The sequence below is a fragment of the Bordetella ansorpii genome (genome assembly GCF_900078315.1).
In the GTDB taxonomy this organism is placed as follows: Bacteria; Pseudomonadota; Gammaproteobacteria; order Burkholderiales; family Burkholderiaceae_B; genus Bordetella; species Bordetella ansorpii.
This window is the reverse complement of the sequence record NZ_FKBS01000014.1, coordinates 1213093-1232471: the sequence shown is the minus strand read 5'-3', so window position 1 is coordinate 1232471 and position 19379 is coordinate 1213093. Positions and strand designations below refer to the sequence as shown.

Below are 19379 nucleotides of genomic sequence, written 5' to 3'. Positions count from 1 at the left end.
CAGCGCCCGGGGAACGCGGACATTTCGTCGGCGCAAGCCCCGGGCGGCGCAGCCTCGCCAGGACAGGCAGGCGGCCACGCATGGAGCCAGCCTACTTCGCCACGGCTCCGATGCCGTCCAGTGCCTTCATCGCTTCGGCCGGCAACTCGATATCGGCCGCCGCCACGTTCTGCTTCAGATGCGCCACCGACGACGTGCCCGGAATCAGCAGCACGTTCGGCGAACGCTGCAGCAGCCATGCCAACGCCACCTGCATCGGCGTGGCCTGCAAGCGCGCCGCCACGTCGTCCAGCACCGACGACTGCAAGGGCGAGAACCCGCCCAGCGGGAAAAACGGCACATAGGCGATGCCCGCCTGCGCCAGGGAGTCGATCAGGGCGTCGTCGCCGCGATGCGCCAGGTTGTACATGTTCTGCACGCAGACGATATTGGCCAACCGGCGCCCCTGCTCCACCTGCGCCGCCGTGGCGTTGCTCAGCCCGATATGGCGCACCAATCCTTTTTGTTTCAGCTCCAGCAAAGGCGCCAGCAGCGGCTCGATGTCGCCCTCTGCCGGCCCCATGGTGTCGAACATCAGCCGCAGATTGACGACATCAAGCTTGTCCAGCCCCAGGTTGCGCAGGTTGTCGTGGACTGCGGATTGCAGATCTTCGGGAGACTGCGCAGGATTCCAGGAGGCATCGCCGCCGCGCCTGGCGCCGATCTTCGTCACGATGACCAGGTTGTCGCGATACGGATGCAGCGCCTCGCGGATGATCTGGTTGGTGACGTGCGGCCCGTAAAAATCGCTGGTGTCGATGTGGTCGATGCCGCTGTCGATGGCGGCGCGCAGCACGGCGACGGCCGCGGCGCGGTCCTTGGGCGGGCCGAATACGTGCGGCCCGGCAAGCTGCATGGCGCCGTAGCCCATGCGCGAGACGGTGAGATCGCCGAGCTTGTATGTGAGGGCGCGGGTGGCTTCGGTCATGGCGGTATTCCTCGAATGATGAACGCGGGGTGGCGGTGTGCGCCTGAACCGCCATAATATGAATGATCTTTCAGTTTTGAAATTCGCATATGGCCACGCTCGCCGCCTCCTCGTTGAAACCCCGTAAACAGCCGCTGCAGGCAAGATCGCAGGCCACCGTCAACGCGATCTTCGAGGCCACTATTCAGGTTCTGCTGGCCGAGGGCTTGCAGAAGCTGACGACCGTCAAGGTCGCCGAGCGCGCCGGCGTGTCGGTTGGCACGCTGTATCAGTACTACCCGCACAAGCAGGCACTGCTGTATGCCGTGCTGCAGCGGCATCTGGCCAGGGTCGGAGAAGCGGTCGCGCAGGCCGCGCGGTCCGTGCACGGCGCGCCGCTGGCCGTCATGGTGTCCACGGTGGTCAAGGTCTTCGTCAAGGCGAAGACCATCAACCTCGAGGAAGGCCGGGCCCTCTATGCCGTTGCCGGCGAATTGGACACGCGCGAACTCGTCCTGGCAAGCCAGCGGAGAGGCCGGGCCGCGCTGGCAGAGATGCTGGCCACGGCCGCCGATGTGGAATTCGAGGACGTCGCCACCGCCGCCTTCATGCTCAACACCGCGATGATCGGGCCGATGCAGCCCGTGATAGAGGGCAACGCCCCGGCGAAACTGGTTCGCAACTTGCCTGGGCAGTTGGAGTCCCTGGCCCTGGGCTATCTGGAGCGGGAGGCGCGGGCGCGAGAATCCCTGACTGGCAATGTCGGATAAAAGCGTCCTGATCTGGCCGTCCGCTCCTCACCGCTTCCCGCCCCGCAGGCCGAATGCCCCGGCCATGCAGGCCACCATGGCGATCCCGGCGATCAGGAAGGTGTCGCTGTACGCCATCAACAACGCCTGCTTCATCACATTGGCGTCGATCAGCGCCAGCCCGGCCTGATGCACGCCATCGACCCGCTCCATGGGCAGCGCATTCGCGCGTGACAGGTGCAGGTGCGCGGCCAGGCGCGCCAGGTCCGCCATGTGCTCCTGGAACGGCTGCGAATACGCCGTCACCGCCTCGCCGATGCGCATGGCATGCAATTTCTGCCGCTCGACGACGATCTGGCTGGCGACCGCGATGCCTATCGCGCCGCCCACGTTGCGCACCATATTGAACACGCCCGAGGCCGATCCCAGCTGCGCCTTCTCGACGCCGTCCACGGCCATCACCGACAGGGCGATCACGATCAGCGACTGCCCCACCCCGCGCACCACCAGTGATGGCACGATCACGTTGTCGGCAGCATCGGCGTCCAGGTGGATGTTCATCAGGCACCCCGCGGCCACCAGCGCGAACCCGGCCAGGATGGCGAAGCGTGGACTGGTGCGCCGCATGATGGGCGGCGTCAGGAAGGACATTGCGAACTGCACGATGCCGTACGGGATCATCGTCATGCCGATGTGGCGCGCGTTGTATCCCTGCGTCTGGGCAAAGTAGTTCGGCACCAGGAACACCACGCCGAACACCACCGCGCCGAACAGGAACTGCATCAGGCTCGACACCCCGAAGTTGTACCGGCCCAGAAGCTTCAGATTGATGAACGGATGGGCGCGGCGCAGTTCGATCGCCACGAAGGCGGCCAACCCCAGCCCCGCGATCACCGACAGCATCACGATCGTGCCGGACGCGAACCAGTCCTTGCGCCCGCCCTCTTCCAGCACGATCTGCAATGCGCTCAGGCCCACGGCCATCGCCAGGATGCCGCCCCAGTCCGCGTTGCGCAGCTTGGCGATGTCCACGGACGCCGGCCGGATGGACCAGGCGATGGCCCCGATCAGCGCAATCGCCGGCGGCACCTGCAGGTAGAAGATCCAGCGCCAGGAGTATGTATCGGTCAGCCAGCCGCCCAGCGATGGGCCGGCAGCCTGCGCCACGTTATTGGCCACGGCGAACAAGGCCATGCCCAGCGCCCGGCGGGACACCGGCAGTTCGGTTGCGATCAATTGGAACGACAGCGGAATCAGCACGCCGCCGAATGCGCCCTGCAAGGTGCGCGCCAGAATCATCGAACCGATCGTCGGCGCCAGCGAGCACGCCAGCGAGAAGGCCAGGAAGCCCGAAGCGCCCACCAGCAGCACGCGGCGCGTGGAGAACACCTGCACCAGCCAGCCCGTCAGCGGAATCACCACGATCTCTGCCACGAGATAGGCGGTGGTGATCCACGAACCCTCCTCGAAACTGGCGCCCAGCGAACCCCGGATGTCGGGCAGCGACGCATTGGTCACGTGCACGTTCATGCCGGCCATGAAGCAGCCGAACACGCCGCCCAGCACGGCGACCCATGCCCGCAGCGAGACGGTGTCTTCAGCGGAATGACCGGGCTGGCTCATGGATGGGCCTCGCTCGTGTCCACGTGCGCGACCACCGACATGCCGGGCCGCAGCGTAACCGCCTCGGGCAAGGCATCCAGCACAATCTTCACCGGCACCCGCTGCACGATCTTGGTGAAGTTGCCGGTGGCGTTGTCCGGCGGCAGCAAAGCGAACTGCGCGCCCGAGCCCGGCGCGATGCCGTACACGCGGCCCGTCAGCGCATGGTCCGGAAAAGCGTCCACATCCAGTTCGACCGGCTCGCCTGCGCGCATCGACGCCAGCTGGGTTTCCTTGAAGTTGGCCACGACGTACACCTCGCGCAGCGGCACCACGGCCAGCAGCGGCATGCCCGCCTCCACGTATTGCCCGACGCGCACGCTGCGCTGGCCGACCACGCCGTCGCCCGCGGCGCGCACGCGCGTATGCTCCAGATCGCGCTGCGCCAGCGTGCGTTGCGCCTGCGCCACCGCCAGCCGGGCGCGCGCCGAATCGATGGCTGCGGCACGTTGCATGCCACGCCGCTGCAGCACGGCGGTCTCGTCGCGCTGCACGCGCCATGCGGCCTGCGCGCGCGCCAGCGTGGCGCCCGCTTTCAGCGCATCGGCGTGCGCCTGCTCCCAACGCTGCCCGCTGGCCGCGTCGTCCGCCAGCAGGGCCCGATAGCGTCTGGCGTCCGCCTGGCGGCGTGCCGCATCGGCCTGGGCGGCCTGCACGTCGGCCTGCGCCTGCGCCACCACGCCCGGCTGCTGCGCAAGCTGCGCCTCCAGCGTCGACGCCGCGGCCTCGGCCTCGCGCAGCGCAGCCTGCGCCGTCGCCACGGCAGCCTCGGCGGCATCGGCCCTGGCACGGTAGTCGCGGTCGTCCAGCGCGAACAGCACGTCGCCGCGACGCACGGGCTGATTGTCCTGCACAGCCACCTCGGTCACGTAGCCCGCCACGCGCGGACTGACGGGGGCCACGTCGGCGCGCACATACGCATCGTCGGTCGACTCGACGAATCGCGCCCTGCTCCACCAATGCCAGCCATAGCCCAGCACGGCCACAGCGGCCACGGCCCCGCCCGCCACGATCCAGAGCCGCTTCGCGCGCGCAGCGCCTCGAACGCCTCTCTCAACAGTCGTACTCATACCAGCGATCTTTTTCAATGAGGAAATGGAATGGGAATCAGGGCTGCCAGCCACCGCCCAGCGCCTTGAACACGGCGACCTGATCCAACGCCACGCGCTGCGCGGACTCGGCCAGGTTGGCCTCGACCGCCACCAGGCCGCGCTCGGCATCCAGCACGCCCAGCGAATCCAGCGCGCCGGCGCGGAACTCGCGCTCGGCCAGCGATAACGCGCGCGCATGCGCATCGCGGGCGGCGCGCAGCGCGTCGCGCCCTTGCCACGCTGCCTCGTAGCGCACCAGCGCCTGCTCGGTCTCGCGCAGCGCGCGCAGCACCTGGCCATCGAACGCAGCGCGCGCGCCATCGGCATCGGCGCGCGCCTGTCCCAACCGGGCGCGACTGGCCGCCAGGTTCGGAAAGTCCCAACTGACCAGCGGCCCGATGCCCCAGGCCACGGCATGGCGGTCGCCGATCGAACCGGGGTCGCCGGACGTGGACAAGGCATTCACCGATCCGCCGAACGTGATGGCGGGATAGAGCGACGCCCGGGCCACGTCCTCGCGGGCGTGCGCGGCCGCCAGCCTGCGTTCGGCCTCGCGCAGGTCGGGACGGCGGCGCAGCAGCGCGGCGCCATCGCCCACGGGAAACGGCTGCGCCAGCGCCGGCGCGACATGGCACTGTTTCGCCGCGGCCGGCACCTGCGCGGGAGCGTGGCCGGTCAGCGTCGCCAGTTCGTACAGGGCGGCGCGACGCTCGCCTTCCAACGCCGGCAGCGCAGCCCGGGTATCGTCGGCGAAAGCCTGCGCCCGCGCCTGCTCCAGGGCCGATACCAACCCCAGCGCCTGCTGGCGCGCAATCAGCGCCGCGATCCGCTCGGCCACGCCCAGCGAGCGCTGCGCCACCTCGACGCGCTGGCCGAATGCGCAGGCCAGGGCATAGGCGCGGGCCGTCTCGGCCGCCACAGTCACGCGCATCGCGTCGGCGGCGGCCCGCTGCGCCTGCGCATCGGCATGCGCCGCATCGACCAGCCCGCGCACGCGCCCCCACAGGTCGACCTCCCACGACACGGCAAACCCTGGCGACCATCCGAAACGGCTGGCCGCGCGCTCGTCGCGCGCGGCCGCCACCGTCTGGTCGGGACCATGCTTGCCGTAGTCGACGCCCGCCGCCGCCTGCGTCGCGGGCAGTTGCGCGGCATCGGCCTCGGCCAGCGCCGCGCGTACCCGCTGTACGCGCGCGGCGGCCACGGCCAGGTCGCGGTTCTGCGCCAGCGCTTCCTGGATCAAGGCATCCAGCACCGGATCGTCGTACAGGCGCCACCAGTGATCAACGGGCGCGCCCGACATCACGCCGGCCTGCGGCGCGGCATCGAATGGCGCGGTTTGCACGGGGTCGGCGACAGGCGGGACATAGGGTTCGGTGACGGTGCACGCCCCGAGCGCGGCCGCGGCGGCCAGGACGGCCGCGCATGGCATCAACCGGGGCAGGCGTATCCGGAAAGGACGGGAAGGAGGGGGAAACGGCATGATGGCGTCGCGCGGCAAATGCGACCGGACAGAAAACGACCCGACCATGGTATGTTTGCCGAGCTCGTCAATCTCACGCGGTATACCCATTCATCGTCGCAAAATGGACATCGACTTCTTCCACGCGCTGGATGCCACCGAGAAAACGCGCCAGATCGGCGTGCTGGCCACCGACTCTGCGGCCGGGCAGGAGTTCACCGCGCACATCCACGAGCAGGCGCAACTGATCCTGGCGATCGATGGCGTGATGATCGTGCGGGTCGAGGACGGCAGTTGGGTGGTGCCGCCGGGCCGGGCGGTCTGGGTCGCGGCCGGCACCCTGCACGCCATCGAAATGGCGGGCGACGTGCGCATGCGCTCGCTGTTCGTGGCGCACGAAGTGCGGCCCAGCCTGCCTCGCGAATGCCGCGTGGTCGAAGTCAGCCCGCTATTGCGCGAACTGATCGAGGCCGCGCTGGACGTGCCCGTCGACCACGACCTGAATCGCCGCGCCGGCCGGATGCTGGCCCTGATCCTGGACGAGATCGAGATCGCTCGGCCGCTGGCCCTGCACGTGCCGATGCCGCGCCACAATGTGCTGGCGGCGCTGTGCAGGCAGTTCATCCGCGATCCGTCGCGGCGCGCCACGCTTGAGGCCTGGGCGCGCGCCGCGCACATGAATGAACGCACCCTGGCGCGCGCCTTCAAGCGCGAGACCGGCATGACGCCGGGCGCCTGGTGGCGCCACGCGCGGCTGTTGCTGTGCCTGCCGCGCCTGGCCGCCGGCGTGTCCGTCCTGGAACTGGCGCTGGAACACGGCTACGACAGCCCGAGCGCCTTCACGGCCATGTTCAGGAAAGCGCTGGGCGTGCCGCCCAGCGCGTATCTGCGGCGATGATCAGCTGAAGAACTCTTTTACCCGATCCGTCCACGACTTGCTCTGCGGCGAATGACGATCGCCGCCATCGTTCAGAGAAGCCTCGAACTGCCGCAGGATCGACTTCTGTTCCTCGCTCAACCGCACCGGCGTCTCGACCACCACGTGGCAGTACAGGTCGCCCGGATACCCGGCACGAACGCCGCGGATGCCCTTGCCGCGCAGGCGGAACGTCTTGCCCGATTGCGTGCCTTCGGGAATCTGGATCTCGGCCTTGCCACCCAGCGTAGGCACCTGCAGATCCCCGCCCAACGCCGCCGTGGTGAACGGAATCGTCAGTTCGCAGTGCAGATCATCCCCATCGCGCTGGAAGATCTTGTGCTGCTTCAGGTGGATCTCGACGTACAGGTCGCCCGGAGGCCCGCCGTTGATGCCCGGCTCGCCGTTGCCGCTGGAGCGGATACGCATGCCGTCGTCGATGCCGGCCGGAATCTTCACCTGCAGCGTCTTGTTCTTGCGGATGCGGCCCACGCCATCGCACGCGGGGCACGGATCGGTGATTTCCTTGCCGCTGCCGTGGCAGGTCGGGCAGGTCTGCTGCACGCTGAAGAAGCCTTGCTGCATGCGCACGGCGCCCGCGCCGTTACACGTGCGGCAGGTCTTGGGCGTGGTGCCGGCCTTGGCGCCCGAGCCGTGGCAGGTGTCGCAGTTCTCCCAGCTGGGCACGCGGATCTCGGTGTCGAAACCGGCGGCCGCCTGCTCGAGCGTGATTTCCAGCGAATACTTCAGGTCGGCGCCGCGATACACCTGCGGACCGCCGCCACGGCGGCCGCCGCCCGCGGCGCCACCGAAGATTTCGCCGAAGATGTCGCCGAAGGCATCCGCGAAGCCGCCGCCCATGCCGCCCGCGCCGCCCATGCCCGCGGCATTGGGATCGACGCCGGCATGGCCGTAGCGGTCGTAGGCTGCCCGTTTCTGTTCGTCGCCAAGGATCTCGTAGGCTTCCTTGGCTTCCTTGAACTTTTCCTCGGCGTCCTTGCTGTCCGGATTGCGGTCCGGATGGTATTTCATGGCCAGCTTCCGGTAGGCCTTCTTCAGTTCTTCGTCCGAGGCGTTCTTGGCGACACCAAGAATCTCGTAATAGTCGCGTTTTGCCATATGGTCCGATGGGCTCCGGAAGGAGCGCTATTTCAGGTCCGTCTTAAACGAACCCGCCCGGTAGGCGGATTTTCCGGCTACCGGGCGGGTGCGTGCGGAGCGCGCCTTACTGGTCGCGCTTGACTTCCTTGAAGTCGGCGTCGACGACATTGTCGTCAGCCGGCTTCGCGTTGTCGGCCGCCTGTTGCGAGGCTGCCTGCTGCGAGGCCTGGGCGTCAGCGTACATCTTCTCGCCCAGTTTCTGCGAGGCCGTGGACAGGGCTTCGACCTTGGCGTCGATCTGGGCCTTGTCGCCGTCCTTCAGCACGTCTTCGACTTCCTTGATGGCCGCCTCGATGGCTTCCTTCTCGGAGGCTTCCAGCTTGTCGCCGTATTCGGTCAGCGACTTGCGGGTGGCGTGCACCAGCGCGTCGGCCTGGTTGCGCGTCTGGGCCAGCTCGGCGATGCGGTGGTCTTCCTCGGCGTTGGCCTCGGCGTCCTTCACCATGCGCTGGATCTCGTCTTCCGACAGGCCCGAGTTGGCCTTGATGGTGATCTTGTTTTCCTTGCCCGTGCCCTTGTCCTTGGCCGACACGTGCAGGATGCCGTTGGCGTCGATGTCGAACGTGACCTCGATCTGCGGCACGCCGCGCGGCGCCGGCGGGATGCCTTCCAGGTTGAACTCGCCCAGGCCCTTGTTGCCGGCGGCGATCTCGCGCTCGCCCTGGAAGACCTTGATGGTCACGGCCGGCTGGTTGTCGTCGGCGGTGGAGAAGGTCTGCGAGAAGCGGGTCGGGATCGTGGTGTTCTTCTGGATCATCTTGGTCATCACGCCGCCCAGGGTTTCGATACCCAGGGACAACGGGGTGACGTCCAGCAGCAGCACGTCCTTGCGGTCGCCCGACAGCACGGAACCCTGGATGGCGGCGCCGGCGGCGACGGCCTCATCGGGGTTGACGTCCTTGCGCGGCTCCTTGCCGAAGAATTCCTTGACCTTGTCCTGCACCTTGGGCATGCGGGTCATGCCGCCGACCAGGATGACGTCGTCGATGTCGGAAACCTTGACGCCGGCGTCCTTGATGGCGATGCGGCACGGCTCGATGGTGCGCTCGATCAGTTCCTCGACCAGGGCTTCCAGCTTGGCGCGGGTGACCTTCAGGTTCAGGTGCTTCGGGCCCGAGGCGTCGGCCGTGATGTACGGCAGGTTGATCTCGGTCTGCTGGCTGGAGGAGAGCTCGATCTTGGCCTTTTCGGCGGCTTCCTTCAGGCGCTGCAGGGCCAGCACGTCCTTGGACAGGTCGACGCCCTGTTCCTTCTTGAACTCGCCGATGATGTAGTCGATGATGCGCTGGTCGAAGTCTTCGCCGCCCAGGAAGGTGTCGCCGTTGGTCGACAGCACTTCGAACTGCTTCTCGCCATCGACGTCGGCGATTTCGATGATGGACACGTCGAACGTGCCGCCGCCCAGGTCATAGACGGCGATCTTGCGGTCGCCCTTCTCGGTCTTGTCCAGGCCGAACGCCAGCGCGGCGGCGGTGGGTTCGTTGATGATGCGCTTGACTTCCAGGCCGGCGATGCGGCCGGCGTCCTTGGTGGCCTGGCGCTGGCTGTCGTTGAAGTATGCCGGCACCGTGATGACGGCCTCGGTCACTTCCTCGCCCAGGTAGTCCTCGGCGGTCTTCTTCATCTTGCGCAGCACTTCGGCCGACACCTGCGGGGGCGCCATCTTCTTGCCGCGCACTTCGACCCAGGCGTCGCCGTTGTCAGCCTTGGTGATGGTGTAGGGCATCAGGTCGATGTCCTTCTGCACTGCCTTCTCTTCGAACTTGCGGCCGATCAGGCGCTTGACGGCGTACAGGGTGTTGCGTGGGTTGGTGACGGCCTGGCGCTTGGCCGGCGCGCCCACCAGGGTTTCATCGTCCATGTAGGCGATGATGGAAGGCGTCGTGCGGGCGCCTTCGGCGTTTTCGATGATCTTGACCTGACCGCCGTCCAGCACAGCGACGCAGCTGTTGGTCGTGCCCAGGTCGATGCCAATGATTTTGCTCATGGTAGGTTGCCTTGAATGAAATTCTGGAATGCGAAGAGTTGGTAAAAACCCGTCGAAAAACTCGGTCCCAGCCTAACTGGGGTCGGCCGCAGGGTTTTCAAGAGGTTGTCACCCGCCTGCCGCCCCGGCCTGCTGCCGCCTGACCGCGTCCGTGAACTGCGGCAGGCCGGGCCAGCCGGTGATCCGGCCCAGCCGCTTGCCCGCCCGATACAGTACGAAGGTGGGCACGCCATGCAGGCCGAACCGGCGGCCCAGGGGCTCGTCGGCATAGACGTCGGCCTCGAACCAGGTCAGGCCCAGGGCCAGCAGCGCGTCCTGGTGCAATAACGCCGTCTGCTTGAACAGATTGCAGTTGTAACAGTCCTGGCCCCACAGGAACACGCACCGCAGATCGTCCCCCGGCGCTTGCGCGACGGTGGCGTCGAAATCGGCATGGCTGACGTGCCGCATGCCGAACAGGTCGAAGACCTGCGAGGGATCGAAGGGGGCGTGGGCCATGATGGGGCTGGCGGAATCAGTTGCCGGCGGCGACCACGACCAGCGCGGGGCGCAGGGTGCGGTCGGCGATGGCATAGCCCTTCTGCAGCAGTTGCACCACGGTGTTGGCGGGCTGCTCGGCGGGCACCGACGAAATGGCCTGGTGCTGATGCGGATCGAACTTGTCGCCCTGGGCCGGCGCGATGTCCTTGAGCATATTGCGCTCGAAGGCGGACGACAGCTGCTTCAGGGTCACTTCGACGCCTTCACGCAGGTTTTCGACGGTCTGTTCGGGCTGGGCCAGCGCGGCCTCCAGGCTGTCCTTGACGGGCACCAGGCTTTCGGCAAACGACTCGATGCCGAACTTGCGGGCCTTGGACACGTCTTCCTGGGCGCGGCGGCGCACGTTCTCGCCTTCGGCCATGGCGCGCAGGGTCTGGTCCTGCGCCGCCTTCTGGGCCGCCTGGGCGGCCTCGAGCTCGGCGCGCAGCGCGGCGATCTCGGCCTGCAGGGCCTCGACGCTGTCCAGCGCCGGGGCGGCAGCGGCTTCGCCGGCTTGCTCAGGGGTGGAATCGACAGGCTCTTGGGGTGCCGTCATGGGGTCCTCCGGAATGTGTTTCGATGGGGTCGCCCAGCACGATGGGGACGAATGTCCCTGTTTCAAGTCCGGTCTTGAAAGAAAATCGAGGACGGGTGGCGCATTTTTTTTGGCGCAAAAACGGGGCCGCAGCGCCACCCGGCCGGTCCTGGCCGGACGGCGGTCACTTCCTGCCGGGCTGGGCCGGGGCCACGGGATCGCTGGCCGGAAAGGTGTCTTCCAGCGCCTCGTCGACCGACTGGTCATGGCCGGTCTTGCGGTCTTCGGGATCTTTTCCGGTGCCGATCGACACCGGATCGCTGGCTGGGAAGGTATCGTCCAGGGCGTCGTCCAACTCGCGTTCGAGCGGATCTTTTTCGCCTGTACGGGGATGGGATTTCTGCTTGGTGGTCATACGCAGCCTCCTGGTTCAACCTGCGAGAGCGCTCGCGAGCAGGATTCATCAGCAAGAAGCATGCCGCGCGGCGGGCTGGCTCATGCGGACGCTCTTCCGGGGGACTGTCCGGGCGGCATGATGCCGCCCGCCGATGCTCCGACCCCGTTTATCGGCCCTGACCCGGCGTGACCGGCCAGCCTTGCAGGTTCGCGTCGACGATGTCCGTCAGCGCCGCCGTCCAGGCCGGGCTGTCGTTCAGGGCCGGAATGTAGCGGAACTGCTTGCCCCCCGCCTCCAGGAAGGCATGCCGGCATTCCTGGTTGATTTCTTCCAGGGTTTCCAGGCAGTCGGCCACGAAACCCGGGCAGGCCACGTCCACCGAGGTGATGCCGCGGCGCGCCATTTCCTTCAGCGTGGGCTCGGTATACGGCTCGAGCCAGCGCGCCGAGCCGAAGCGGCTCTGGAAAGTGACTTCCATCTGCTCGGCCGACAGACCCAGCCGCTCGCGCAGCAATTGCGCCGTCTGCATGCAGTCGCGGTAATACGGGTCGCCCAGTTCGATGGAATAGCGCGGCAGGCCGTGGAAGCTGAGCAGCAGCAGTTGCGGCCGGCCGTTGGCCTGCCAGTGCGCCTCGATGCGCTCGGCCAGGGCGCCGATGTAGCCCGGATCGGTATGGAAACGCTTGATGAAACGCAGCGCCGGCTGGTCGCGCAGCCGCGCGGCATGCGCGCTGACGGCATCGACCGCGGTGGCGGTGGTGCTGGCGGCGTATTGCGGATACAGCGGCACGGCCAGGATGTGTTCGCAACCACGCTGGCGCAGCGCCGCCACGGCGTCGGGAACCGAGGGGTTGCCGTAGCGCATGGCCAGCTCGACCTCGACGTCGCGGCCGCGCGCGCGCAGCGCCTGCGCCACGCCGTCGGCCTGCTGGCGGCTGTACACCATCAGCGGCGAACCGCCCTCCATCCAGATGCCGCGGTAGCGCGGCTCGAGCTTCCTGGGCCGCAGCGTCAGCACCAGGCAGTGCAGGATGGGCTTCCAGAGATAGCGCGGGATCTCGATGACGCGCGGATCGGACAGGAATTCGCGCAGGTACTTGCGGATGTCGCCCTTGGACGGGGTATCGGGCGTGCCCAGGTTCAGCAGCAGGACGCCGACCCGGCCCGGCCCGGTGAGGGGCGGATTCTCGTCGAACGGGTCGCCCTGGGCCGGCGCCTCGGGCAGGAAACGCTCGGGCCACAAATACTTGAACAAGCGTAGGAACACACACACCCCCTGTGACGGCTTGCCTGCGGCACAAGCCGTTTGTCGTGTTGGATGGATTTTTACGGGTGGTTATGGCTCAGTGCGTTGGACAGCAGCCGCGCCGTGATGTCGACGATGGGGATGACCCGTTCGTACGCCATGCGCGTGGGGCCGATGACCCCCAGCGTGCCCACCACCTTGCCGTCGACCCCATACGGCGCGGTGATCACCGAGACCTCTTCGAACGGCACGAGCTGCGAATCGCCGCCGATGTAGATCTGCACGCCCTGTGCGCGGCTGGAGACGTCCAGCAGTTGCAGCAGGTCGGTTTTCTGCTCGAACAGGGAGAACATCTTGCGCAGCCGGTCCATGTCGGACGCGATGTCGGTGACGTCCAGCAGCTTGCGCTCGCCGGAGATGACCACGGCGTCGCCGTCGTCGGCCGCTTCGGCGCTGGCCTCGACAGCCGCCTGCATCAGCTTGGAGATGTCTTCGCGCAGTTGGGCCAATTCGGTCGACAGCGTGCGGCGCACCGCGTCGAAGGACTTGCCCGAGAAATGCACATTGAAGAAATTACCGGCCTCGGTCAGTTCGGCGTCGGTGTAGTCGCGCTGCGCGGCCAGGATGCGGTTCTGCACGTCGCCGTCGGGCGTGACGATGATCAGCAGCACCCGGCGCTCGGACAGGCGGATGAATTCGATCTGGCGAAAGACCTGCGACCGCTTGGGCGTGAGCACCACGCCGGCGAACTGGGAGAGATTGGACAGCAGCGCGGCCGCGGCGTTGACGGCGCGGGCCGGGTCGGACATGGGCAGCATGTCGCTGACGCTGGGCTGGTGCAGTTGGTAGGCGCGCACGGCCAGCAGCGAGTCGACGAACATGCGGTAGCCGCGCGGCGTGGGGATGCGCCCGGCCGAGGTATGGGGGCTGTGGATCAGGCCCTGGTCTTCGAGATCGGCCATGACGTTGCGGATGGTGGCCGGCGACAGGTCGAAGACTTTGGACAGCGTGCGCGAACCGACAGGCTGCCCGTCGGCGATGTAGCGTTCTATCAACGCCTTGAGCAGTGCGCGTGCGCGATCATCCATGCCCCGTATTCTAGTGAATCTTTTGGAAATAAGGCGGCAGGCCCCGAACCCGCATCCCGGCCGGATCCGGCACGGACGGTCAACGCCTGCCGAAAAGTCCCCCGACGGTGTATTTGGCGCGGGCCCACAACGCCTTGAGTCCGATGCTCAGCATGTTCAATTCGCCGGACGCGGGCGCCGCTTGCCGGGCCAGCATGGTCCGCTGGGCGGCGGCCAGCGTGGCCTGGGCCTGGGCAAGCACGGCCTGGGCCTGCAGCAGGATGGCCTGGGCCTCCGCAGGCGTACTGGCAGCGGGCGCGGGACCACCCGCCGCGGGAGCCGAGAGAGGGCTCGCCGCGGCAGCCGGGGCCGCCGCCGTCGCCGGCATGGGCGCCGCGCCGGCATCGCCCCCGCCCTGCACCAGGGCCGCCAGATTGCGCTCGAACTGTTTCAGGATATGCCCGGCCACCTCCTCGATCATGCCGCTGCCGCGGCCGTACTGGGCGACCGCGCCGGATAGCTGAAGATCGGTCCGGACGGTGACGTCGGTGCCGCCTGCCGCGGCCTCGGCCAGCGCGAAACTGAATTCCGACTGGGCCGCGCCGCGTCCCTTCGGGTCCAGGCCCGAACCGCGCAGCCAGGCGGTGTGCGTGGCGGCGTCCTTGCGCAGCAGTTCCGCCCGGCCATCGAAGCTCAGCTTGATCGGGCCGAGCTTGACCGATACCGACCCCAGGTACTGATCGGCGCCCGCGGTACCCGTCAGGCGCGCGCCCGGCAGGCAGGGCAGGATGCGCGGAACGTCCAGCATCAGCGTCCAGGCGTCTTCCAACGGCAGGGGAATGTGAAAGCGATTGGTGAATTCCATGGCGGTCTTGTCGTGGTTCGGTTCAGGGCTGGGCGGCCTGGGAGGCCGCCGCCTGATCGATCAGCTCGACCAGGCGCACCGGGGTAAGGGGAAATTCGCACAGGCGCGCGCCCTGCTGCCGCAGGGCGTGTTCGACCGCGCCGATGACGGCAGCGGCTACCGGGATGGTGGCCGTCTCGCCCAGCCCCTTGGCGCCCAGCGGGTTCAGCGCCGTGGGCGAAGGCTGGAAAATCACCTCGATCGCGGGCACTTCCGGGGCGGTGGGCAGCAGGTATTCGGCATAGGTGGTGGTCAGGGGCTGCGCATTGGCGTCGTAGCCCATCCATTCGAACAGCGCATTGCCCAGGCCGTGCACCACGCCCCCATGAACCTGGCCCTGGGCCAGTTGCGGATTGATGATGTTGCCGCTGTCCTGCACCGCGACGTAGCGCACCACGTGCATGGCGCCCGTCATCGGATCGACCTCGACCTCGCAGGCATGCGAGGCGCCGGCATAGGTCTGCGCGTCGCAATGAAAGAAGACCGTCTCGTCCAGGCCCGGATCGCCGGGAGCCGGCATGGCGTAGCCAGGCACGCCCTTCATCAGCATGGCCAGGCGCGCCAGCGGCACGCGCTGGCTGAAGTCCGGCGTATGGACTTCGCCATTGGACAGCATCAGATCGCCGGGTTGTGCCTTCAGCACGGTCGCCGCGACGGCCAGCGCCTTGGCGTGTATCCGGTCGGCGGCCTCGCAGATGGCCGAGCCCGCCATCATGGCCTGCCGGCTGGCGAAGCCGCCCATGCCGTAGCCGACGTGGCCGGTATCGCCCGCGACGATCTCGATGGCCTGGGGCTGCACGCCCAGGCGCGCGGCGCACAACTGCGCCAGCGTGGTCTTGATGCCCTGCCCCATCGCCAGCGCACCGGTATGCGCCACGATGCGGCCCGAGGGCAGGACCTGCAGCCGCACGACCTCGTAAGGGCCCCGTCCGGTGGGCTTGACGCTGTTGGCGATGCAGATGCCGCGCAGCCAGCCGCGCGCCGCCGATTGCGCACGCCGCGCCTCGAAACCCGCATAGTCGACGGCCTCGGCGGCCCGGGCCTGCAGCGCGGGAAAGTCGCCGCTGTCGACCACCAGCGGCACCCCGGCGCGCGATTTCAGCGGCTTGGTATAGGGAATCTTCTCGGGCGGAATCAGGTTTCGGCGGCGGCACTCCAGGCGGTCGAGACCCAACTCGTTCGCCAGCCGGTCCAGCATGCGCTCCATCACGAACGCGGCCTGCGGGTAGCCCGCGCCGCGGATGGTCGCCACGGGCACCTTGTTGGTGTAGACGACACGTGCGCGCAGCGAGAAGGCCGGCACGACGTAGGGCCCGCTCATCGACGACGCGGTGTTGTAGGGCACGTTGGTGCCCTGCGGGGTGTAGGCGCCGTTGTCGTGGACGAACTCGCCGCGGATGCCCAGCAGCCGGCCCTGCCGGTCGGCCGCCACCGAGATCGTCCAGAACTGGTCGCGCTCCTGCACGGTGGTCAGGAAGTTCTCGCGCCGGTCTTCCACCCACTTGACCGGGCGGCCCAGCGCGCGCGCCACGGCGGGGATGACGATCTCTTCGGGGTAGATCATGAACTTGGCGCCGAAGCCGCCGCCCACGTCGGGCGTGATCACCCGCAACTGGCGCTCGGGCTGGTCCAGCATGTGGCAGATGGTGTAGTGCAGCTCGTGCGCCATCTGGGTGGATGACCACACGGTCAGCGTGCCGGTGGCGGCGTCCGGCAAGGCGGCCACGCCCCGGCCTTCCATGGGATGCCCGCCGCCGCGATGCGCCCAGAAGCTGTCGTGCAGCACGACGGGCGCCTGGTCGAAGGCCGCGTCGCACTCGCCGTAGGCCAGCGTGTAGTCCTGAAGCACATTGCCTTGCAGTTCGGTGCGAACGGGCGGCGCGCCGTCGCGCGCGCCCTGCCGGCAATCCGACACGGCAGGCAGCATCTCGTAATCGACCTGCACGGCGGCGGCGGCGTCTTCGGCCTGCTGGCGGCTGCGCGCGACCACGACGGCGAAAGCCTCGCCCGCGAAGGCTACCTCGTCGCCGGCCAGCACGAACGGCGTGGTGTTCTCGGGCAAGGCGGCCAGGGCGAAGCCCAGCGGCATGCGCCACGACGTCAGGTGGCCGAACAGTTCCTGGCGGGTATAGACGGCGGCCACGCCAGGCATGGCGCGCGCGGCGTCGGCATCGATGGCGAGCAGGCGCGCATGCGCGTGCGGACTGCGCACGAAGCATGCATGCAGCGCATCCGGCAGCGGTATGTCGTCCAGAAAGCGGGCGGTGCCGCGCAGCAGCGGATCGTCCTCTACGCGGCCGGGGCTCTGGCCCATGCCTGGCGTGGCGCTCAGGGCGGGGTCAGCATGCATGGCGGCCGCCCTCCCCGGGTTGCCTGGCTTCGCGCATGACGCGAGCCGCCCGCAGCGCCGCGGCCACGATATTCTGGTAGCCGGTACACCGGCAAAGATGGCCCGACAACACGTCGCGCACCTGCTCTTCGTCGGGATCGGGATTGCTGTCCAGCAGCTCGGTCAGCGACATCAGAATGCCCGGGGTGCAATAGCCGCACTGCAGCGCATGCAGTTCGTGAAATGCCTGCTGCAGCGGCCCCAGCGCCTCTTCCGACGGGGCCAGGCCCTCCACGGTGCCGACGCAACAGCCGTCGGCCTGCACCGCCAGCATCAGGCAACTGCGCGCCGACAGGCCATCGACCAGCACGGTGCAGGCACCGCATACGCCGTGCTCGCAGCCCACGTGCGTGCCGGTCAGCTTCAGTTCGCCGCGCAGGAAGTCCGCCAGGTTCAGGCGCGGCTCGGCCATGCCCTCGCGCGGCTGGCCATTGACCTGCATGCGGACAAGGCGGGGATTACGGTCTGCCATGATTCGCTCTCATCGGGTAGCGCGCCGGACGGCGCTGTCCAGGGCACGCGCGCTGAGCACGCGCGCCAGCCGCCGCCGGTACCAGGCTGGGGTATAGGCATCGCTGCTGGCGTCGACGGCGCCGCACAACTCGGAAGCAGCGGCCAGATCCCGGGACGTGGCCTGGGTGCCCAGCAACGCCGACTCGGCCTGGGCCATGCGCACGGGCGTGGCGGCGCAGCCGCCCAGCGTGATGGAACAGCGCGCCACCCGGCCGTCCGCGCCGAACTGCAGCAGCACGGCGGCCGAGACGATGGCGAAATCGCCGTGGCGCCGCGAGAACTCCAGGAAACAGGAGCCGTGGCCCGCGTCCCAGGGCCTGAACGAGGCGCCCAGCACCAACTCGTCGGACTGCAAGGAGGGCGTCATGTAGCCGGCCGGGAAATCGGCCATGCACACGCTGCGCCGGCCCCGCACGCTGCCGATGTGCACCTGGGCGTCCAGGGCCATGGCGATGGCGGGAATCTCGGCGGACGGGTCCAGTTGGCACAGGCTGCCGCCCACGGTGCCACGGTTGCGCGTCTGCCGGTGGCCCACGTTGAGGATGGCCTCGTGCAGTATCGGCAGGCGCGAGGCCACCAGGCCGGAGAACTCCACGTCGCGCTGCCGGGCCATGGCGCCGATGTGGACGGCGTCCCCGTCGTCACGGATGTAGGCCAGCTCCGCGATCCGGTTGATGTCGACCAGGCAATCCGGAAACGCGAAGCGCATGTTCAGCATGGCCATCAGCGACTGCCCGCCCGCCAGCACGCGGGCGTTGTCGATGTCGGCCAGACTGCGCAGCGCCTCGTCCAGAGTGCCCGGAGCGATGTAATCGACGGCGGGGGCTTTCATCGCGCGTCAGATCTTGGACAGGTCCAGCGACGACGGCGCGAAGATCTCCTCGGGCGTCACGCGGCGCTCGGAAAGGCCCTGCTCGAAGTGATAGCGCGAGAAGGTCTCGATGACGTGGCGATTGGCCTCCAGCCCATAGGGCCAGTAATCGTCGCCCATCAGCGCGCGGGCTTCGTTGTAGTGGTGCACCATCCACGGCAGGGTGACCGCCAGGTGGCAGATCTCGTTGAGCTCGTGCACCGCAAGCTGCTTGGCCTTGATGAACGCCTTGTAGACGCTGACAGGCAGCCAGGGATTCTTTTCGACCAGCGACTTGCGGATACCCACCAGATGCATGATCGGGAAAATCCTGGTGCGGCGGAAATAGTCCTTCTCGGCCTCGATGTAGTTATCGCCAAACAGGCGGCCCACGTTGGGCGCGCCGCGCAGGAAGCAGGACGGCGCGCGGGCGCCGATGTAGCCATCGATCTCGCCGGCCTCCAGCATGCCCGACAGGGTCTTGTCGTCGGGAACCTGCTGCAGGTCGATGTCGGCATTCAGCGTGAGGGGCGAACGCTCGCCCCGGCCCGGCTCCTCGATGCCGCCCCGGCGCCACTTGATGTCCGAGGGCTTGATCCCGTACTCGTCCTGCAGGATGCCGCGGATCCACACGTTGGCCGTGATCTGGTATTCCGGCACGCCGATGATCTTGCCCTTCAGGTCCTTCGGGGTCTGGATGCCGCGGTCGGTGCGGATATAGATGCCCGACTGGCGGAACACGCGCGACAGCACGGCCGGGATGCCGATATAGGCATTCTCGCCACGCGCCGTGTTCATCATCAGGCTGCTCATGGAGATCTCCGTCACGTCGAATTCCTCGTAGCGGAATGCGCGGTGGAAGGCCTCTTCGGGCTCCAGGGGCACGGCATGCACGTTGCAGCCCTCGATGGCCACGCGGCCGTCGAACAGTGCCTGGGTGCGGTCATAGTTGCCTACGGAGAGGCTGATGTTCAACTTGCTCATA

Annotated in this window: 18 protein-coding genes; 2 read left to right on the top strand and 16 right to left on the bottom strand. The window is 67.9% G+C overall.

Annotated elements, in window-relative coordinates:
• Window positions 1–91: 91 nt before the first annotated feature.
• Entirely contained in the window at window positions 92–967 is an 876-nt protein-coding gene (locus A7W11_RS13330) for an aldo/keto reductase family oxidoreductase (protein WP_066412815.1), read from the bottom strand.
• 89 nt (window positions 968–1056) lie between these two features.
• Here A7W11_RS13330 and A7W11_RS13325 point away from each other — a divergent pair, with 89 nt between their 5' ends.
• Window positions 1057–1716: a TetR/AcrR family transcriptional regulator gene (locus A7W11_RS13325; RefSeq protein ID WP_066412812.1), complete on the top strand. Its 660-nt coding sequence runs from the start codon at window positions 1057–1059 to the stop codon at window positions 1714–1716.
• A 27-nt stretch (window positions 1717–1743) separates the two neighbouring features.
• On the opposite strand, the gene A7W11_RS13320 is transcribed toward A7W11_RS13325, so the two are convergent.
• From A7W11_RS13320 to A7W11_RS13310, 3 genes are read right to left on the bottom strand one after another with little or no spacing between them, the layout of a single operon-like run.
• Window positions 1744–3318 (bottom strand): DHA2 family efflux MFS transporter permease subunit, encoded by a 1575-nt coding sequence (locus A7W11_RS13320; RefSeq protein WP_066412811.1) that lies wholly within the window; start codon window positions 3316–3318, stop codon window positions 1744–1746.
• The gene (locus A7W11_RS13315) at window positions 3315–4427 is read right to left on the bottom strand and encodes an HlyD family secretion protein (RefSeq protein WP_066412810.1); all 1113 of its coding nucleotides are present in this window, start codon (window positions 4425–4427) and stop codon (window positions 3315–3317) included. The genes A7W11_RS13320 and A7W11_RS13315 overlap by 4 nt, the downstream gene beginning before the upstream one ends.
• Window positions 4428–4464: 37 nt before the next feature.
• Window positions 4465–5931 (bottom strand): efflux transporter outer membrane subunit, encoded by a 1467-nt coding sequence (locus A7W11_RS13310; RefSeq protein ID WP_066414034.1) that lies wholly within the window; start codon window positions 5929–5931, stop codon window positions 4465–4467.
• A 103-nt stretch (window positions 5932–6034) separates the two neighbouring features.
• On the opposite strand from A7W11_RS13310, the gene A7W11_RS13305 reads away from it, so the two are divergent.
• On the top strand, window positions 6035–6808 hold the full coding sequence (locus A7W11_RS13305) for an AraC family transcriptional regulator (protein WP_066412808.1): 774 nt from the start codon (window positions 6035–6037) through the stop codon (window positions 6806–6808).
• On the opposite strand, the gene dnaJ is transcribed toward A7W11_RS13305, so the two are convergent.
• From dnaJ to A7W11_RS13245, 12 genes are all read right to left on the bottom strand, one after another.
• Window positions 6809–7945 (bottom strand): molecular chaperone DnaJ, encoded by a 1137-nt coding sequence (gene dnaJ, locus A7W11_RS13300; protein WP_066412804.1) that lies wholly within the window; start codon window positions 7943–7945, stop codon window positions 6809–6811.
• A 106-nt stretch (window positions 7946–8051) separates the two neighbouring features.
• Window positions 8052–9974, bottom strand: a complete 1923-nt coding sequence (gene dnaK / locus A7W11_RS13295) for a molecular chaperone DnaK (protein WP_066412796.1) — start codon at window positions 9972–9974, stop codon at window positions 8052–8054.
• A gap of 108 nt (window positions 9975–10082) precedes the next feature.
• Window positions 10083–10472, bottom strand: coding sequence for a YbbN family protein (locus A7W11_RS13290; RefSeq protein ID WP_066412793.1), 390 nt, complete (start codon window positions 10470–10472; stop codon window positions 10083–10085).
• Window positions 10473–10488: 16 nt separating this feature from the next.
• Window positions 10489–11049 (bottom strand): nucleotide exchange factor GrpE, encoded by a 561-nt coding sequence (gene grpE / locus A7W11_RS13285; RefSeq protein WP_066412786.1) that lies wholly within the window; start codon window positions 11047–11049, stop codon window positions 10489–10491.
• Window positions 11050–11212: 163 nt separating this feature from the next.
• Window positions 11213–11443: a hypothetical protein gene (locus A7W11_RS13280; protein WP_066412783.1), complete on the bottom strand. Its 231-nt coding sequence runs from the start codon at window positions 11441–11443 to the stop codon at window positions 11213–11215.
• A 148-nt stretch (window positions 11444–11591) separates the two neighbouring features.
• Window positions 11592–12692 carry a ferrochelatase gene (gene hemH / locus A7W11_RS13275; protein WP_066412781.1) on the bottom strand — a complete coding sequence of 367 codons (1101 nt, stop codon included), beginning with the start codon at window positions 12690–12692 and terminating at the stop codon, window positions 11592–11594.
• A 59-nt stretch (window positions 12693–12751) separates the two neighbouring features.
• Complete coding sequence (hrcA, locus tag A7W11_RS13270; protein ID WP_066412776.1) at window positions 12752–13759, bottom strand: heat-inducible transcriptional repressor HrcA; 1008 nt, start codon at window positions 13757–13759, stop codon at window positions 12752–12754.
• A gap of 79 nt (window positions 13760–13838) precedes the next feature.
• On the bottom strand, window positions 13839–14603 hold the full coding sequence (locus A7W11_RS13265) for an SRPBCC family protein (RefSeq protein ID WP_173678816.1): 765 nt from the start codon (window positions 14601–14603) through the stop codon (window positions 13839–13841).
• Window positions 14604–14625: 22 nt separating this feature from the next.
• Window positions 14626–16992: a xanthine dehydrogenase family protein molybdopterin-binding subunit gene (locus A7W11_RS13260; RefSeq protein WP_066412773.1), complete on the bottom strand. Its 2367-nt coding sequence runs from the start codon at window positions 16990–16992 to the stop codon at window positions 14626–14628.
• The gene (locus A7W11_RS13255; RefSeq protein ID WP_066412770.1) at window positions 16982–17503 is read right to left on the bottom strand and encodes a (2Fe-2S)-binding protein; all 522 of its coding nucleotides are present in this window, start codon (window positions 17501–17503) and stop codon (window positions 16982–16984) included. The genes A7W11_RS13260 and A7W11_RS13255 overlap by 11 nt, the downstream gene beginning before the upstream one ends.
• A 9-nt stretch (window positions 17504–17512) precedes the next feature.
• Window positions 17513–18376 (bottom strand): FAD binding domain-containing protein, encoded by an 864-nt coding sequence (locus A7W11_RS13250; protein ID WP_066412764.1) that lies wholly within the window; start codon window positions 18374–18376, stop codon window positions 17513–17515.
• Between the two features lie 6 nt (window positions 18377–18382).
• Window positions 18383–19378 carry an ABC transporter substrate-binding protein gene (locus A7W11_RS13245; protein WP_066412758.1) on the bottom strand — a complete coding sequence of 332 codons (996 nt, stop codon included), beginning with the start codon at window positions 19376–19378 and terminating at the stop codon, window positions 18383–18385.
• Window position 19379: the final 1 nt, after the last annotated feature.

What these genes read in the sequence shown, in the direction of transcription:
- A7W11_RS13330 (WP_066412815.1), bottom strand. Translation starts at nt 967, where the DNA reads ATGACCGAAGCCACCCGCGCCCTCACATACAAGCTCGGCGATCTCACC.
- A7W11_RS13325 (WP_066412812.1), top strand. Translation starts at nt 1,057, where the DNA reads ATGGCCACGCTCGCCGCCTCCTCGTTGAAACCCCGTAAACAGCCGCTG.
- A7W11_RS13320 (WP_066412811.1), bottom strand. Translation starts at nt 3,318, where the DNA reads ATGAGCCAGCCCGGTCATTCCGCTGAAGACACCGTCTCGCTGCGGGCA.
- A7W11_RS13315 (WP_066412810.1), bottom strand. Translation starts at nt 4,427, where the DNA reads ATGAGTACGACTGTTGAGAGAGGCGTTCGAGGCGCTGCGCGCGCGAAG.
- A7W11_RS13310 (WP_066414034.1), bottom strand. Translation starts at nt 5,931, where the DNA reads ATGCCGTTTCCCCCTCCTTCCCGTCCTTTCCGGATACGCCTGCCCCGG.
- A7W11_RS13305 (WP_066412808.1), top strand. Translation starts at nt 6,035, where the DNA reads ATGGACATCGACTTCTTCCACGCGCTGGATGCCACCGAGAAAACGCGC.
- dnaJ (WP_066412804.1), bottom strand. Translation starts at nt 7,945, where the DNA reads ATGGCAAAACGCGACTATTACGAGATTCTTGGTGTCGCCAAGAACGCC.
- dnaK (WP_066412796.1), bottom strand. Translation starts at nt 9,974, where the DNA reads ATGAGCAAAATCATTGGCATCGACCTGGGCACGACCAACAGCTGCGTC.
- A7W11_RS13290 (WP_066412793.1), bottom strand. Translation starts at nt 10,472, where the DNA reads ATGGCCCACGCCCCCTTCGATCCCTCGCAGGTCTTCGACCTGTTCGGC.
- grpE (WP_066412786.1), bottom strand. Translation starts at nt 11,049, where the DNA reads ATGACGGCACCCCAAGAGCCTGTCGATTCCACCCCTGAGCAAGCCGGC.
- A7W11_RS13280 (WP_066412783.1), bottom strand. Translation starts at nt 11,443, where the DNA reads ATGACCACCAAGCAGAAATCCCATCCCCGTACAGGCGAAAAAGATCCG.
- hrcA (WP_066412776.1), bottom strand. Translation starts at nt 13,759, where the DNA reads ATGGATGATCGCGCACGCGCACTGCTCAAGGCGTTGATAGAACGCTAC.
- A7W11_RS13265 (WP_173678816.1), bottom strand. Translation starts at nt 14,603, where the DNA reads ATGGAATTCACCAATCGCTTTCACATTCCCCTGCCGTTGGAAGACGCC.
- A7W11_RS13260 (WP_066412773.1), bottom strand. Translation starts at nt 16,992, where the DNA reads ATGCATGCTGACCCCGCCCTGAGCGCCACGCCAGGCATGGGCCAGAGC.
- A7W11_RS13255 (WP_066412770.1), bottom strand. Translation starts at nt 17,503, where the DNA reads ATGGCAGACCGTAATCCCCGCCTTGTCCGCATGCAGGTCAATGGCCAG.
- A7W11_RS13250 (WP_066412764.1), bottom strand. Translation starts at nt 18,376, where the DNA reads ATGAAAGCCCCCGCCGTCGATTACATCGCTCCGGGCACTCTGGACGAG.
- A7W11_RS13245 (WP_066412758.1), bottom strand. Translation starts at nt 19,378, where the DNA reads ATGAGCAAGTTGAACATCAGCCTCTCCGTAGGCAACTATGACCGCACC.